Origin of the sequence: Pseudidiomarina sp., from assembly GCF_033722695.1 — a bacterium.
Classification (GTDB): Bacteria; Pseudomonadota; Gammaproteobacteria; order Enterobacterales; family Alteromonadaceae; genus Pseudidiomarina.
The window spans coordinates 1-16,637 of record NZ_JAWVYM010000035.1 but is presented as its reverse complement, the minus strand read 5'-3'; the positions used below and the strand labels follow the sequence as shown (position 1 = coordinate 16,637).

Annotated in this window: 14 protein-coding genes; 12 read left to right on the top strand and 2 right to left on the bottom strand. The window is 53.3% G+C overall.

Translation table 11 applies throughout. The annotated features are described in order from the left end of the window. Nucleotides 1–638: prolyl oligopeptidase family serine peptidase (locus R3196_RS09835; protein WP_318936601.1), on the top strand; the 638-nt coding region annotated here is incomplete at its 5' end. Nucleotides 639–697: 59 nt separating this feature from the next. Here the strand turns inward: R3196_RS09835 and R3196_RS09830 are convergent. Then, nucleotides 698–1,414 carry a YebC/PmpR family DNA-binding transcriptional regulator gene (locus R3196_RS09830; protein WP_318936600.1) on the bottom strand — a complete coding sequence of 239 codons (717 nt, stop codon included), beginning with the start codon at nucleotides 1,412–1,414 and terminating at the stop codon, nucleotides 698–700. Between the two features lie 117 nt (nucleotides 1,415–1,531). On the opposite strand from R3196_RS09830, the gene R3196_RS09825 reads away from it, so the two are divergent. The 7 genes from R3196_RS09825 (at nucleotide 1,532) to R3196_RS09795 (ending at nucleotide 11,149) form a co-directional block, all read left to right on the top strand. Beyond that, on the top strand, nucleotides 1,532–2,470 hold the full coding sequence (locus tag R3196_RS09825; protein ID WP_318936599.1) for a YeiH family protein: 939 nt from the start codon (nucleotides 1,532–1,534) through the stop codon (nucleotides 2,468–2,470). Between the two features lie 92 nt (nucleotides 2,471–2,562). Continuing rightward, nucleotides 2,563–3,321, top strand: a complete 759-nt coding sequence (locus R3196_RS09820) for an EAL domain-containing protein (protein ID WP_318936598.1) — start codon at nucleotides 2,563–2,565, stop codon at nucleotides 3,319–3,321. Nucleotides 3,322–3,405: 84 nt separating this feature from the next. Then, nucleotides 3,406–5,013: an ABC-F family ATPase gene (locus tag R3196_RS09815; RefSeq protein WP_318936597.1), complete on the top strand. Its 1,608-nt coding sequence runs from the start codon at nucleotides 3,406–3,408 to the stop codon at nucleotides 5,011–5,013. Between the two features lie 31 nt (nucleotides 5,014–5,044). Then, nucleotides 5,045–5,602 carry a hypothetical protein gene (locus tag R3196_RS09810; RefSeq protein ID WP_318936596.1) on the top strand — a complete coding sequence of 186 codons (558 nt, stop codon included), beginning with the start codon at nucleotides 5,045–5,047 and terminating at the stop codon, nucleotides 5,600–5,602. 150 nt (nucleotides 5,603–5,752) lie between these two features. Further along, nucleotides 5,753–8,818: an efflux RND transporter permease subunit gene (locus R3196_RS09805; RefSeq protein ID WP_318936595.1), complete on the top strand. Its 3,066-nt coding sequence runs from the start codon at nucleotides 5,753–5,755 to the stop codon at nucleotides 8,816–8,818. Next, entirely contained in the window at nucleotides 8,811–9,893 is a 1,083-nt protein-coding gene (locus R3196_RS09800; protein WP_318936594.1) for an efflux RND transporter periplasmic adaptor subunit, read from the top strand. The genes R3196_RS09805 and R3196_RS09800 overlap by 8 nt, the downstream gene beginning before the upstream one ends. A gap of 20 nt (nucleotides 9,894–9,913) precedes the next feature. Beyond that, the gene (locus tag R3196_RS09795) at nucleotides 9,914–11,149 is read left to right on the top strand and encodes a hypothetical protein (RefSeq protein ID WP_318936593.1); all 1,236 of its coding nucleotides are present in this window, start codon (nucleotides 9,914–9,916) and stop codon (nucleotides 11,147–11,149) included. 15 nt (nucleotides 11,150–11,164) lie between these two features. Here the strand turns inward: R3196_RS09795 and R3196_RS09790 are convergent, their stop codons facing one another. Next, the gene (locus R3196_RS09790) at nucleotides 11,165–12,628 is read right to left on the bottom strand and encodes a tetratricopeptide repeat protein (protein WP_318936592.1); all 1,464 of its coding nucleotides are present in this window, start codon (nucleotides 12,626–12,628) and stop codon (nucleotides 11,165–11,167) included. Between the two features lie 197 nt (nucleotides 12,629–12,825). On the opposite strand from R3196_RS09790, the gene R3196_RS09785 reads away from it, so the two are divergent. The 4 genes from R3196_RS09785 to R3196_RS09770 all read left to right on the top strand — a co-directional run. Beyond that, on the top strand, nucleotides 12,826–13,290 hold the full coding sequence (locus tag R3196_RS09785) for a DUF3015 family protein (protein WP_318936591.1): 465 nt from the start codon (nucleotides 12,826–12,828) through the stop codon (nucleotides 13,288–13,290). A gap of 13 nt (nucleotides 13,291–13,303) precedes the next feature. After that, nucleotides 13,304–13,777: a hypothetical protein gene (locus tag R3196_RS09780; RefSeq protein ID WP_318936590.1), complete on the top strand. Its 474-nt coding sequence runs from the start codon at nucleotides 13,304–13,306 to the stop codon at nucleotides 13,775–13,777. Further along, complete coding sequence (locus R3196_RS09775) at nucleotides 13,717–14,988, top strand: DUF4105 domain-containing protein (RefSeq protein WP_318936602.1); 1,272 nt, start codon at nucleotides 13,717–13,719, stop codon at nucleotides 14,986–14,988. Before R3196_RS09780 ends, R3196_RS09775 begins: the two co-directional genes overlap by 61 nt. A gap of 273 nt (nucleotides 14,989–15,261) precedes the next feature. After that, on the top strand, nucleotides 15,262–16,637 hold a 1,376-nt coding region (locus tag R3196_RS09770), incomplete at its 3' end, for a hypothetical protein (protein ID WP_318936589.1).

Genomic DNA, 16,637 nt, shown 5'->3' with positions numbered 1-16,637 from the left:
TATTCTCATTGGTTGATCGCGGTTTCGTTTATGCCATTGCCCATATTCGTGGCGGCCAGGAAATGGGCCGCGACTGGTATGAAAGCGGCAAGCTGCTGAATAAGAAAAATACCTTTACCGACTATATCGCGGTAACGGATCACCTGGTGGCAGAGGGTTATGCCCACCCGGATAAAGTATTTGGCATGGGCGGTAGTGCTGGTGGCCTGCTGATGGGCGCGGTGGCGAATATGGCGCCGGAGAAATATAAGGGTCTGGTTGCCCATGTCCCTTTTGTGGATGTCGTCACCACTATGCTGGATGAAAGCATTCCACTCACCACCAATGAATTTGACGAGTGGGGCAACCCGAAAGAAAAAGTTTACTACGACTATATGCTGTCTTATTCACCTTACGATCAGATCAGCGCGCAGGATTATCCGGCGTTACTGGTCACAACCGGCTTGCACGACTCGCAGGTACAGTATTTTGAGCCAGCAAAATGGGTGGCGAAATTACGCGCCCATAAAACCGATACCAATCCGCTGATGATGAAGACCAATATGAAAGCCGGTCACGGTGGTAGTTCAGGTCGTTTTTCACGGCTGAAAGAAACGGCTGAAGAATACGCGTTTGTACTGAATCTGCTGGATAAATAACCGGAAGACAACGTGCATGCGTGCCAGGCTAAGGCCAGGCACGCATCACGCTTAAGGGATCAAAACTCGGCGTTGTGGTAGATATTCTGCACGTCATCACAGTCGTTCAGCATATCCAGGAACTTCTCCATCACCGCTACATCATCGCCACTGACAGTCGTCATCACCTGCGGCAGGTACTGAATCTCGTCCACATCAAACTCAAGATCAGGGAAAGCATCACGTAGCGCCTGTTTGGCTTTGTGCGATTCAGTATGCGGGGCAAAAACGGTAATTTTGCCGTTATCTTCTTCGATATCGGTTACATCTACGTCGGCCATCATCAAGGCTTCGAGTACCGCATCTTCATCATCGCCGGCAAAGGCCAGAATCGCACAGTGATCAAACATGTGGGATACGCTGCCAGGCGCGCCAATTTTTGACTTGGTTTTGGTGAAACAGTTACGGACTTCGCCAATGGTGCGGTTGGGGTTATCGGTGAGGCACTCAACCATCACCATGCAGTTACCCGGGCCATAGCCTTCGTATACGGCTGGCGCATAATCTTCGCCGGCGCCACCTTTGGCTTTCTCAATGGCTTTCTCAACCACATGCGCGGGTACCTGATCCTTTTTGGCGCGGTCAATCAGCGCCCGCAGTGCCAGATTCCCCTCAGGATCAACGCCACCTTGCTTGGCAACAACATAAATTTCCCGGCCATACTTGCTGTATACTTTACTTTTAGCATTAGCTGTTTTGGCCATCGACTCTTTGCGGTTTTGATAGGCACGACCCATAAAGCACTCTCGCTGAAGACTAATAACAAAGGCGCAATTTTATACTGACAGAGCGGGTGTGATCCAGCTAAAGCATCATTTTATCCCGGTTTATCCAGTAGCGGAGGAACGTGAAGCATGTCTATCCGGCATCTGGCCTTCTGGCTGGCAGCACTTATTTGCCTGACACCATTTATTTCGGCCCCGCTGGCGCTGGTGATCGGTTTTGCCCTGGCAGCCGGCGGGCTGGTGCCCGCAGCGGTGCAGCCAGCACTGTTGGTGAAGAGATTACTGGCAGTGGCAATTATCGCGCTGGGCTTCGGCGTGCAATTTGACGGGGCAGTGCAGGCGACTGCTGATAATCTCGGGCTGATGCTGGTGTCGGTGACTTTGACGCTGGCGCTGGCGTTATTGATTGCCCGCTGGTTACGGCTTGACTATACCACGGCCCACCTGATTGGCTCCGGCAGTGCGATTTGTGGCGGCAGCGCCATTGCGGCGGTGGGCCCGGCCATGCGCGCCCGGGCCGATCAAATGGCCATAGCGCTGGCTTGCGTGTTCGCGCTTAATGCGGTTGCGCTGCTGGTCTTTCCGATAGTTGGCCGCTGGTTGGGTCTGGATAGTTATACCTTCGGCGTATGGGCGGCGATTGCAATTCACGACACCTCCTCGGTGGTGGGTGCCGCGCAGGCTTACAGTGACGATGCACTGGTTACCGCCACCACGGTGAAGCTGGCGCGGGCGCTGCTTATTGTACCGCTGGTGTTGCTGACCAGCCTGATTGCGCTGCGGCGTGATCCGGCGCAGGGCGCCGCTTCAGGTTTGCCCGGCGTTCCGCTTTTCATTATCGGTTATCTGGCCGCGATTGCGATAGCGACGCTGCTACCGGCTGGCGCAGCGTTATACGAGGTAATATTCAGCGGCGGCAAGCAGTTGCTGGTGCTTTGTTTGTTTCTGGTCGGCTGCAGCATCACGCCGGACCGGCTGCGCGCTGCCGGGCCAAAGCCTATGCTGCTGGCAATTCTGTTGTGGCTGTTCATCAGTGTCGGTTCCCTGCTATGGTTACTACACCGGTAATTGGCAGGAATCATGAATTTTCTGCTAAAGTTTTTTAGGTAGCAGGCGATAACTCGCTATTACGGAATTGTTTCAACAGGGCTTCAATTAATATGGATTTTCCGGATTCGGTAAAGCAACAGACATGCCAGGATTGCCTGAGCGGGCGGGATCTTGGCTTTGAAATCAGGATGGCGTTTCAGCCCATTGTCGACCTAAAAAAGCAGAAAATTATCGGCTATGAAGCGCTGGTGCGCGGGCCCGAAGGTCAGGGGGCGGGCTGGGTATTTGAACGGATTAACGACGAAAACCGCTATTATTTCGACCAGGCCTGTCGGGTGAAAGCCATCGAAACCGCGACCCGCCTCGGTTGTGACTGCCTATTGAGCATCAACATTCTGCCGAATGCCGTATATAACCCGGATACCTGTATTCAGGCGACCATCGAAGCCGCCGATTTGTATGGTTTTGATCTGAACAATCTGATGTTTGAAATGACTGAGGGCGAGGAAATTTCGGATAAAGAGCATCTGCAGGACATTTTTCAAAGTTACTCCAAACGAGGTTTCTATACCGCCATTGACGATTTCGGCTCGGGTTTCGCGACCATGAACTGGCTGACTCACCTGCGCCCGGACTTCCTCAAACTGGATATGGCGCTGATTCGCGACATCGACAAAAAGCCAGGACAACAGCACGAAGTGCAACAGGCGCTGGCGCAATGCTTGCTGCAAGGCACGCACGTACTGGCGGAAGGTATTGAATCGAAGGCTGAGCTCGATTATTTATTGAGTATTGGCATCCGTTATTTTCAGGGTTACTACTTCGCCCGCCCCGCTCTGGAAGAATTAGTTGGTGTTAATTTCGATTAAACGCAAACTTCCTTTGTAATTTGCCCCTAAAACACGTAGATTAGCGCGCTCAATTTTTATGCAATTTGTTTAGGTGTTGACTACGTGATTTCTGCTGCAAATATCACCATGCAATTTGGTGCTAAGCCTTTATTTGAAAATATCTCCGTGAAGTTTGGCCAGGGTAACCGTTACGGTTTAATCGGCGCGAACGGCTGTGGAAAATCAACCTTCATGCGCATTTTAAGTGGCGAACAGGAGCCTTCCTCAGGGAACGTTTCGGTTGAACCGAATATGCGCGTGGGTAAACTGCGCCAGGATCAGTTTGCCTACGAGAACTTCTCGGTGGTCGATACCGTGATCATGGGCCACGAAGAACTCTGGGCTGTTAAAGAAGAGCGCGACCGCATATACAGCAGCGCCGAAATGAGCGACGAAGATGGCATGCGCGTGGCAGACCTGGAAGTCCAGTTTGCCGAAATGGATGGCTACACCGCGGAATCACGCGCTGGCGAACTGCTGATTGGCGTTGGCATTCCGGTAGAACAGCACTTTGGGCCGATGTCTGCGCTGGCGCCGGGTCTGAAACTACGGGTATTGCTGGCGCAGGTATTGTTCTCTGATCCCGACATCATGTTACTGGATGAGCCGACCAACAACCTGGATATCAACACCATTCGCTGGCTGGAAAATGTGCTGTCTGAGCGCAACAGCACCATGATTATTATCTCGCACGACCGGCATTTCCTGAATAGTGTCTGCTCGCATATGGCGGACATCGATTACGGTGAATTGCGCGTTTATCCGGGCAACTACGATCAGTATATGTTTGCCGCCACCCAGGCTCGTGAGCAACTGCTGAACGAAAACGCCAAGAAGAAAGACAAGATCGCTGAGCTGCAAAGCTTCGTCAGCCGGTTTTCTGCGAATGCGTCAAAAGCCAAGCAGGCCACCTCGCGCGCCAAGCAGATTGAAAAGATCCAGCTGGCCGAAGTCAAAGCATCAAGCCGGGTCAGCCCCTACATTCGTTTTGACCAAACCAAGCAGCTGTACCGGCTGGCGCTGGAAACCGTCGACGTGCGCAAGAGCTTTGGCGACAATCAGGTGCTGAAAGGCCTCACGGCAACCATCGAAGTGGGCGAGAAAGTTGCCATTCTGGGCGCTAACGGTATCGGTAAAACCACCCTGTTGAAATGTCTGATGGGCGAGTACACCCCGGATTCAGGCCTGGTAAAATGGTCGGAAAACGTCAACATCGGTTACTACGCGCAGGATCACGCTTACCTGTTTACCCAGAAGATGTCGGTATTTGACTGGATGATGCAGTGGAAACAGCCGCAGGATGATGAGCAGGCCGTGCGTGGTGTTTTAGGCCGTATGCTGTTCTCGGCAGACGATATCAGCAAGCCGGTATCGATTCTCTCTGGTGGTGAAAAAGGCCGGATGGTGTTTGGTAAACTCATCCTGCAACGTCCCAACATTCTGGTGATGGATGAGCCGACCAACCACCTGGATATGGAATCCATCGAGGCGCTGAACCTGGCGCTTGAACAGTATAAAGGCACCTTGTTGTTCGTCAGCCATGATCGTGAGTTTGTATCGTCGCTGGCTACGCGCATTCTGGAAATCACCGAGCGCGGCCTCAATAACTTTGACGGCTCGTACGATGACTACCTGCGCCTGCAACTGGCGCAGCAGAAAGATTGTGCATAACATCAGCCAGCTATAAGGATATACTGGCCTGATGATGACTTTTACCACCGATCTGCAGGCGCTGCTACCGCAGCTCAGTCCCTGGCTGAGCGAAACCGAAGCGGCGCATGCCCTGACATATCAGCATCCCGCCCGACAACAGCAATATCAGGGCGGGCGGGCCTTGTTGCGCCGGTTGGTGTGCGAAACCCATGGTTATCCCCCGGAACAAGTTCATATCAGTCGTCAGCCTAACGGTGCGCCGCTGTTGCAGGTTGACGGCGCGAATTGGTATTGCTCGATCAGCCATACTGCCAATGCCGTTGCGGTAGCCGCCCATCCGAGCCAACCGCTGGGCATTGATATCGAACAACTCAAACCCCGTCGCCGCCAGGATGCCATTATTGCGCAATACCAGAACGGCTTCTTCGCGGGTATCGACCCAGAGGATCTGGAAGGCTTTTATCAGCGCTGGACGCTGGCCGAAGCAGTCACCAAGCTGGAGCAGGGCTTATTACTGAAAACCCTGCGGCGCGACCCCTCCGATTACCTGAAAAAGGCCGAATTTCAGCGGCAGGATCACTGCCTTACCTGTCTTTATCGCCCTTAACTGCAATTTAAAAGCCCAGTAAAAATACATTTACTTCAATCATTTAAGGATATTTAAGAAGCCTTCAGCCAGCCTTCAGGATCTTTAATAACCCATCACGCATAGTTGCCGCCACTGCCGCCCCCTAAGGGCTGCGTTGGGAGGAAAACTATGAACCTGATTCGTTTAAGTCATCACAACCCGGTCGCCACCATTGTGGCTTTTCTGATTATCGGGTTATTAGGATTCGCCGGTCTGATGAAGATGCCGGTGCAATTAACCCCGGATCTCAATCGGCCAGTCATTACTATTCTTAATTTCTGGCGCGCTGCCGCCCCTGCCGAGCTTGAAGCCGAAATCGTCGAGCCCCAGGAGTATGTGATTCGTGCGGTTTCCGGGGTTGAGGAGGTCCGATCGTCGGTGCGGGCCGGTATGAGCATTACTATTGTCGAGTTTGGCATTGGCGAAGATATGCAGCAAGCATTCATCAATGTGATTAATGCGCTGAACCAGGCGCCGCCACGGCCCCGCGAAGCCGGTGAGCCGATAGTTGAACTCGGCGGTTTGGAAGAGAGCGTGGCCACCTTGCTGATACGCAAAACAGATCCCTTGGCTAGTGCTGACTTTACCGGACATGAGCAGCTGATTCGGGATTATGTTGAACCGGAACTGCGGAAAATTAATGGCATCGCCGCTGTGACCCTAAATAGCGAGCAGGAGCAACAGCTGCATATCACCATAGACCCCTATCGTATGGCAGCACTAAGCATCAACCTGGATACCATTACCCGGGCTATTCAGCGCTCGACCAATATGTCGGGCGGCTTTGCGGAAGTGGGGCGGCGCGAATATACCGTACGCTTTAACGGGCAATATACCCCTGAAACATACGGCGACATGATTGTGGCCTATAACGATGGGCGCCCGGTATACCTGAAGGAAGTAGCCAATATCAGCATTGGTCACGGTAAGCTCCGTGGCTTTGCGTATCGAAACGGTGCGCCGGCTTATTTCATTACCCTGGCGCAGGCGAATGAGTCGAATACAGTGACTATCATGGAAGAGCTAAAGCAGGTCATCGACCAGCTAAACACGACTGTTTTAGCTGAAAACGGTTTACAGATGGACCTCAGTTTCGATTCTTCCGAGCATATAAAACGGGCAATCGAACTGGTTAAAGGCAACCTGGGTATCGGCATTATTCTGGCTATGGCGCTGTTGTACTGGATGGTTCGCGGTTTACGCGCAACCTTACTCATTGGCCTGACGATTCCAGTAAGTCTGGCGGCGGCGCTATTTGTTCTTAACGCACTTGATCGCAGCATCAACATCATCTCCCTGGCCGGGCTGGCCTTTGCGGTCGGCCTGGTGATGGATGCGGCAATCGTGGTGCAGGAGAACTTTTTGCGCTGGCGCCAGCAGGGATTATCGGTCAAAGAAGCGGCTATTAAGGGTACCACTGAGGTTGCTCCAGCACTATTTGCCTCCACCGCGACCACAGTCGCCATCTTCGCGCCGGTGCTCTTTATGGTCGGTGTTGAGGGACAGCTCTTTTTTGACCTGGCAGTCAGCATGGCCGTCGCCGTAATTATGTCCATGTTAAGCGCGCTCTTCTTGCTGCCGGTTATTGCCACCATGGTACTGCGTAACGCCAGCTCCACCCCGAAGGCACAGCCGCTGTGGGAAAAGCTTGGTCGCTGGTACGAGACAGTCAGCGTGGCGCCCCGGCGGGCATTGTTCTGGGTGGTGCTTTTGGTGCCCGGAGCCATGCTACTCATCCTGTTGTTGATGCCGCGCACCGATTTCCTGCCGGAGGCCAAATGGGAAGGCATCGTGTCAATTTTTGTAGTGCCACCGGGTGCCAATTACAACGTGCTTGAACGCGAAGTGGGGCAGACGCTCAAACGCCGCTTACAACCGTACCTCGATGGCAGTAAGCAGCCACAGATTGGCAGCTACAACATCGCCATGAGTGCCGGTGGCAATATTCTCTTCGTTTACCCTGAAGATCCAAAAGACGCAGCGGCGGTGCTGAAGGTATTACGTACCGAAATCCTCGTTGATTTGCCCGATACCCAGGCGTTTGCTTTCCAGGCGAGCCTGTTAAATATGGGGCTAAGTGCTGGTCGCAGCGTGTACATGAACTTTAACGGCAATATGGATGATGCTTCACGGTTGATTGTTGAACGCACCATGGACCGTATCCGCGATGAGCTGCCCGGGGCTGTGATCCGGCCATTACCCGGGGTGCGCGATGCCCGCCCCGAGCTGACCATGACCCCCAACAACTACAGCCTGGCGCAGGCCGGTGTCGATCGCGGTCAGATTGGCAGCATGATCCGGGCGGTAACCAACGGGCTCTATGCTGGCGAGTACTTCGATGGCCATGAGCGTATGGACATTATTGTGCGTTCGCCGCAGTGGGCCAATCCGGAGCAATTGCAGGCGACGCCCATCTTTACCCCTAACGCTGGCGTGCAAACCATGGGTCAGCTGACTAATCTGAGCCGCGCGACCGGACCGACCCAACTGCGCCGCATCAACGGCAAACGCACCTTAACCCTGGCGATTACCCCGCCGGATAATATGAGTCTGGATGAGGCCATCGAAATCCTCGACAGCGTGATGGCGGAAACCCGGCCACAGCTTGCTTCCGGGATGTCCATCGAACTGAGTGGCGGCTCTGATGACCTACAAAAAGCGATTGACGTGATGAAAGACAATTTCATCTTTGCGGTGGCGATTCTGTTCCTGTTGTTAACCGCGCTCTTCCGTTCAGCGACGGACAGCATGCTGGTGTTGCTGTCGATGCCGGTGGCTATCGCTGGTGGCGTGCTGGGGCTGCAGGCCCTGAATCTGGTGACCTTTCAGTCGCTGGATCTGCTGACCATGATTGGCTTCGTGATATTGCTGGGGCTGGTAGTGAATAACGCCATCCTGTTGGTTGATCAGACCCGCCGCGGTCAGCGCGCCGGTATGAACATTGAAGAGGCCATCCGTCATGCCATTCAGACGCGGGTGCGCCCGGTTTATATGAGCTCGCTGACTTCAGTAGTGGGTATGCTGCCGCTGGTGGTTATTCCCGGGGTTGGCAGTGAAATCTACCGCGGCCTGGCAGTGGTTATCGTCGGCGGTATGGCGCTGAGTACAATATTTATGTTGATTTACATGCCGGCCGCGCTGCGACTGGCTGACAACCTGCGCATCCTGCCGCAGAAGGAGAACAGTTATGCTTAATCGTTATCTTACAATTGGTGTAGTGGCCGTAATTCTTTGCACACAATCCGCCGTTGCGCGTGCGCAACAGGAACCCGTGGTATCGGTGGTGCCGGTAGAGCGCGATATCCTCGCGCCCACGGTGATGGTGACCGGTCAGGTTATCAGCCGCAATGATAGCTCAGTCAGCGCTGGCATCCAGGGTAAGCTCGAATGGATTCTTGAGCCCGGTATTCAGGTGCAGGAGGGTGATATTATTGCCCGGCTTGATGCCCGTCCTTATCAGTTAAGCGTTCGGCAGCTGGACGCAAAACTACGCCGCAAAAGTATTGAAATCGATAGCCTGCGGCGCAATCTGGAACGCTTTGAGACGCTGCATACCCAGAACGCCGTTTCAGGTCGCGATCTTGATGATCTGCGTGCAGAGCTGGCGCTGGCTGAAACCGATTACGAGTTGCTGCAAATCCAGCTGGAAGAAGCACAGGATAACCTGGATCGAACTAAAGTGGTCGCACCGTTCACCGGCATTGTGGTCGAACGCTTCCACCAACGCGGCGAAGATATAAGTGCCAACCAGTCGTTGGTTAAGTTGGTCGACCCCGAACAGCTGGAAATTCGCTTCCATGGGCCGCTGCAATACAGTGAGTTTACCGGGCAGGCGACTGCGCTCGAGGTTTATGACAATAGCGGTAGTACCAGCCTGGAGTTGCGTTCAATCATCCCGATGAGCGACTCGGGATCGCAAACCTTCACCGGTCATTTATCAATTTCAGCGGATGCGCGACGAAACTTCCAGGTCGGTGAGTTCGTCAGTATAGCTGTGCCCGCCGCTTTTCCCGAAGAGCGCTTCGTGGTGCCGCGCGATGCCATAGTCTTAACCGAAAACGGCGCGCAGCTGTTCGTGCTCGATGCTGACAATAAAGCCTCCTCCGTGCGCGTCAGTATTGACGGCGGGCAGGGCGATTATGTCAACGTGAAAGGCAGTCTGATTAACGGACAGCGGGTTATCGTTCGCGGGGCTGACACCCTGCGCGCTGGCCAGACGGTGCGGGTGCTGTCGGCGACTGAGTTTCCGCTGGCAACCTTGACCCGTTAGTTAAGTGCCGGAGGAGAAAAATGAAAATAGTCATTTTGATAGTAGCGCTATGGGTGTGGACAACCCAGGCAGCCGAACCCGTTCATTATAAAAACGGCTACTGGTACCAGAATGGTGCATTCCGGGCGATGGACAGGTATGTCGAAGACGGCCGCTTCGTTGAGTTAGGCGATGGAGCAGCTGCGGAAGTGGTCGACCTCGGCGGTGGCTATGTGATTCCGCCTTATGCTGAGGCGCATAACCATAATCTTCAGAGCCCCTGGCTGGCGGAGAATTATGCGCCTGCGTATCACCAAAAAGGCATCTTCTATGCTGCTATGTTGTGCGGTAATCACCGAACCGCTGCCAAAACCCGGCAAACCCTGAAAGAGGGCGGCCTGGTTGATGTGGTGTTGGCTGGCGCCTGTATCTCGAGCTCGGATGGTCATCCGCTGCGTATGGCAATAAATTCGCGGCGTACTGAAGACTTTGAGCCGAACCCGGAAGATCTTTATGACCGAAGTTATATCGTCATCGACAGCCCGGAAGAGGTAGCGCAGAAATGGCCTTTAATCGAAGCTGGCAGCGATGATCTGGTAAAAATCATACTGGTGCATCATGAACGCGCGGAGCGCCGCAACAACGAAACCTTCTTTGGCGTTAACGGTTTAGCGGCAGAAACGGTAAAGGCGCTGGTGCCCTTTTTGCAGGCGCGCGGCCGCCGGGTGGCTGCGCACACCGAATCGGCCGCGGACTTTGCGCTGGCAGTAGCCGCCGGTGTGGATTGGATCGCCCATTTGCCAGGCTATAACTGGTGGGAGGGGCACACCGCAGCAGATTACCGTCTTAGCGATCAGTCGGTTGCACAAGCGGCCGAAAAAAATATCCTGGTGATTCCAACGGCTGGAGTGGTGGCCTTGATGGGTGACAAGTCAGTTGATCGGCTGCAGGCTGTTGCAGCGTTGCAACGTGACAATCTGCAACGGCTTCGCGAGGCCGGCGTAACACTGTTGACCGGATCGGATCGCTTTGATGCGGATGTGCTGAGCGAAGTTGATTATCTGGCAGGGCTGGATATGTTTACCCGGTTTGAATTACTCGAGATGCTGGTGCACGTGACCCCCCGGGCTCTGTTTCCGGAGCGGCGGGTCGGACGCCTGGAAGAGGGCTATGAAGCCAGTTTTCTGGTACTTGGCGGTAATCCGATCGTGGACTTTGCGCACTTAAGAAATATCCGGCTGCGGGTCAAAAGGGGCGTCCGTACAGTGACTCCTTAGCCCATTAGATTCGCTTTAGTGAGGTATTTTAGCTAACAGTTCCCGGAAGCCGGGGTCGTTGCGAATCGGGTCGTAGTGGGGGTCGACATGGGTGAACAAAACCATCGCCTGGCGCTCGGCGACGGCTTGCTCCAGCCAGTGCACCGCTTCGTCTGGGCGGCCCGCCACCACCGCATAGCGCGCCCATGAAATGGGGGGCACATACTGGCCCAGATTCAGTTCTGTCTTTTCATCGAGTAATTGACTGTAGAGGGCCTTGATGCCGCCGCGCTGAAAGGTCTTCTGGTAGCCTGCTATCGTCGTCGGTGGCAGGCCTTGTTGTCTGGCGATAATCAAAAAATGCTCCATGGCCAGATCGTCATCACCCATAATTACGCCAAGGCGCTGCAGGGAATAGTTATGGATGCTTGAAGTTATTTCTGAATTTATCAGGCGTTGGGTTTCCGCCACTGCCCGCTCCGGCTCTCCACGTGCCATATAGACTAAAGCAAGGTTAAGGTAGCGATAATAGTCCGGTTGACGGCGACGCAGCTCCTGCAGCAGGGCCTCGGCATCATCGAAGCGGCCCCGCGCTATTAAAAATTCCGTGTAGCCCAGGTAAAGTGAGGCATCGTCAGGCAAGGCTTCGAGTGCCCGGGCATAATAACGTTCAGCCTCATCAAGTTCCCAGCGTGTGGTAAACAAGGTTTTCGCCTTAAGAACCAGCGCCCGGCCGTGGGTTGGTTCGCGCTCTAAAACGTAGTCAGCGATAGAGATGATTTCGTCATCATGCTGCGATAACACCCGGTATCCTGAAGCCACCCCAATATTATATTTCGCTTCGGCAATGCCGATGTGGGCATCAATGGTATCCGGATAATCTTTCAGGATGTCGCGATAGATGGCGATCGCTTGTAGATAGTCGTCTTCTTTGGAGGCGGAGCCCGGGGCAGGTTCGGGTGAACTGAGCAAGGTTCCCGCTTTCAGTAATTGCCCCTGGGCATCAGGGCTCAACAGGTCATTAGCGTTTACAGCGAAAAGGCCAGCGTCGCGACCATAAGTAAACCAGCCGGTTAAGCCGAACACTATAATGACAATAGCTAACATTGTTGCCCGCAGGTATTCCTGTTGCAGCCAGCCCTTTTTGCGACGGGCAATGACCGGTTGCTGCTCTTTACAGTCCACCACTTCGACTTGCGGCAGCCACTGATAGCCAACACCGGGAATGGTTTTTATGTATTGCGGATCACTGCGGCTGTCGCCAAGAATTTTGCGTAGCTTACTCACGGCCACCGACAGGCTGTCTTCATTGACCACTCGTCCGGCCCAGACATCCTGCAAAATAGTTGTTTTACTCAGTGACTGTTGCGGGTGCTGACAAAAATAGGCAAGGAGGCTGGCGATACGGTATTCAAGGACAAGCTCGCCATCAGCCCCGGCGAGCTGATTGTGAGCCGGATCGAATACATACTGCTTAAATTGGTAGCTACAGTTCGTCACTGTGATTCTGATTGGTTGCGGTTAACACCTAAAATACTAACGGCTTCAACCGAAAATGTAAAATTGAGCGCGGATTAAAGAATGTGTAAAGCGCTTACGCTGTTAGGTGTAAAAAATAAGTTAATGTGATAGGGTCAGAATATTATGATCAATGTCATAGTTAGTCTTACCTGCGATTCAGGAAAAAGGAATTCAATATGAAAGCTTTTACATTATCTTCTGCGGTACTCGTAGCGACGCTTGCGTCGGTTTCATCGCCTCACGCCGAGGCTGCCGGCACCATCAACCCATGGCAACATTGTGGTATCGGTGCGGTAGTTTTCCCCAATCACGGTATTGCCGCTGCTGTTTCTAACATCACATGGGATTTGGGTACCACCGCTGTCATTTCAGCAACGCTGTCTGAAGAAACCTGTGGTACTGAGCTGTTTCGTACCGGTCAGTTCATTAATGAAAATTATGAACAGATTGAAACGGAATTAGCGATCGGCGAAGGCAAGCACCTGAACACCATGCTATCTATGATGGGCTCAGATGAGAAAGATCACGCCCAGTTGATTGAGCAAGTACGTCAGAACCACGTTATTACGGCACATAAGCTGAATCATGAAAAGGCTGAAGCCTTGTTCCTTCATGTGCAGGGTCTGCTGTTACAAAGCTAAATGAGTTGAACTTTTGCGTACGTTAGTATTCCTGGCCGGGCTGCTGTTTTGCAGCCCGGTTATGGCGACCTCAGATACAGAATTAACTGATATTGCCGCATCCCGCCAGTGGCAGAAATTACTGCAATACAGTGAGTCCGCAGTCAGTGAAGTCAAAAATGCCAGCTTCTTTTTCTCACCGGCAGGTGCGACTGATCCGGTAGCGGAATTATTAGCAACACGGCATGCCTTTGCCACTAATCCCCAGGCTATCTGTTTATTCCCGGCCCGCCATTTTTACCTGAGCCGGCATGAACTGACGGCGCCATCAGATTATCAGCATTGCGATGGGTTTCGTGAATGGCTGCGGTCTGATGACATATCGTCGGTGAGCCTGATTTTCGCTGACGGCTATCTGCAAAAAATCCCGCGTCTTTTCACGGTCACCTGTTTATCCGGCTTAATTCAGACAAGGATACGGATTCCCATCTGCTCAATACCAGCCTGAACTTTGGCGCGGAAGTACCCGACAAGGTGAACCCGGTCAGCTATATTCTCAGCGGCTTATTCGGTGGCTATGATTCATCCTATTCGGCACAGCCGTTCTACCGCCATCAGCTGACCTATGGCCAGGTCGAACTGCGTAACCTGTGGGACTATGAGCTAAAGCTGTCAGCCGATGATGCCTTTTTGCTGTCCGCTCACCTGTGGGAGCTGTCGCGCACCGAATATCAGTATTTTTTCGCCGGCCGCAACTGTGCCTATTATCTTGCCCGGGCACTTGAAGTTGTTACTGAGAAGAATCTGGTTTCCTCATCGGAATGGCTGGTGCTGCCGACGCAGATAATCCGGCGACTGAAAGAAGCGGACCGCGACATGGTGCGCTCGGTTACCCTGAATGAAAGCGAGCAGAAGAAGATGCAGGAGCAGTTTCATCGGCTGGACTCGGAGTCTCAAGTGGTTGTGCGTAAATGGATCTCAGCCGGCCAGGATACAGCGTTACTGGAATCGCTCAATGCTGATGAGCAGAAGCGGGTGTTAATCACCCTGGCCAGCTATTACAGCTTCCGCGAACGGGATGAGCCGGGTGAAGCAAGCCATCAAGCGGCCAACACCCGGGTACTCAATTTATTGATGCGATTACCATCCGGGAATAATCACCAGATCACGCCGAGCGGTTCTGCGCCCCATGGCGCGCAGCCTGAATCCATGGTGCGACTGTCGGCCTCGGCTTTTGACGGGCATAGCAATCAGTACAGCCTGACCTACCGGCCGACCTACTATGACCGCTTGCAACCCCATGTCGGGCGGCTACCACAGTCCGCGCTGTCGATGATGGAGTTTGAAGTGTCTTATCAGGACGATAAGCTGGAACTGGATCGCCTGTGGCTTATGAACATTGAAGCGCTGAACATCAGTGCCACTGGCCTGCCAGCCGACGGCGGCGACTCCTGGCTGCTGCGCAGCGGCCTGCAGCGAAACAAACTGCGCGATATCAACGCAAACGCGTCGCTGTTTCTGGAAGGTGGCCTCGGCAAAGCCTGGCGCTTCGGTGAGCTCATCCCCTACGCCATGCTACAGGGCCGGCTGCACACCGACGAGGTGACAGGCGACCGCCATAATGCGACAGCTTCAGTGCGCGCTGGGCTGGAGGGTTCATTATGGAACCGGAAATTCTACTGTGAAGCCGAAAGCCCGTCGGACTGGGGCATTCAGTAAAAACTCAGCATCTGATCACCCGCTGCGCCGCTATCCTGACCCAGGACTTTAACTTTGACCTGCGACTGAGTTATCGGAACCAAAACGAGCAGCAGCTTCACGTGGCCTGGTCGTATTACTTCTAAAATCATTGTAACGCCTTGTCCTTGCCTTTCGCGCGCATACCCCAAAAGTAATATACCCCTACCCAGAAAGCCCCCTTGTACAATATGGTTAAATAATAAACTATTATTTTTTTAACTAGTTATAGTTGCTAAGCGGGGTCGGCTTTTGATGACACACAAGCTGATAGAAGACAAAACGAAAGTTGCGCAGCAGCTAACCTGGGCACACTGGGTCGTTATCTACATTGTGCTGGTTTGTATTGGCACCTTGTCCAGCGCTTACGCTTATGGTCTGGTATTTTATTTATTTAACGGTGGGGTGATTCTGGCCGCGCTGCTCAGTCTGTCCGGTAAAGCAGCCGGACAGCGCCGGTATTTTCTGGCGCTGGTATTCTTTATCGACGCCACGCTGAAAGTTACCCTGGCAGAACAATCAGTTTTAACCGCTGGCTTTACCAGTGTCAGCTTGCTGCTTCAGGGCGTGCTCGGCGCCTGGTTGATAAAACGGTATGAGCCCTCAGCAATTAATCCGAATACCCTGAAAAAGATTACCGCGTTCTTCTTATGGGGCGCATTGCTACCAGTCTGTTTCTCGGCAACCGCTGGGGCGATTTATGAATCAGTTACCAGCCCGGCGGGAAATATACTGGCGATGTTCGCGAGTACCTGGTTGTGGTGGTTTATCAACCGCTTGGCCTCATTAGTTCTGGTCGCGCCATTGCTACTGCTCATCGCGCACACCACACCCGAAAAAATAAGGCGTTACTATAACCAGAGCACGGCCGAATTCTGGTGGTCACTGGTGCTCGCCTGCGCGATAACTGCCGTTATTTTCTCGGAGAAAAGCTACCCCGGTCAGATGTTGGCAACCTACAGTTACCTGATTATTCCGGTGATGCTGCTAATCGCCATCCGCCAGCCACTGATCAAAGCTCTGGTGATTATGTTAGCCGTGGTGTCCACCAGTTACTGGCTTGATGCACATACGGCGGAGACCCGCCCCGATGCACTGCACAGCCTGTTGGCGTTATCAGTTTTTCTGCTCATTACTTGCCTTGTCGTCTGGTTACTGGGGAGCCTGAACTGGGAGCGGCAGGCGGCACTGCGAAAGGAAAAACGCCAGCACCAGTTGTACCAGATACTCAGCAGGGTCAATCAGTTGCTGGCTCGCAACGAAAAGGCGCCGGCGCAGCTGTTTGAGCAGCTCTCACGGACTATATTGCTTGACGGGGGCTATCAGAAAGTATGTATAAAGCCGATTGCAGCTTCTGACTTGAGTGTTTCGGAAAGCGTTTGCGCAGCACAGCTGAATAATAATGGCGAGTCAGGCTCAGAAGCTGAGTTCAGCATCAGGAAAAACGGCAAATGCGTGGCGGCACTGCAGTTATGGAGCAGCGAACCGCAGCACTTTGACAATGAGACTTCCATTTTTCTGGATGAGCTGACCAGCGACATTGGTTTTGCGCTGGAGGTTTACGACAAAGAACGCAAACTTGAACAAATTGGTGCCGTGTTCAGGCACAGCAGAGAGTCCATTATCATTAC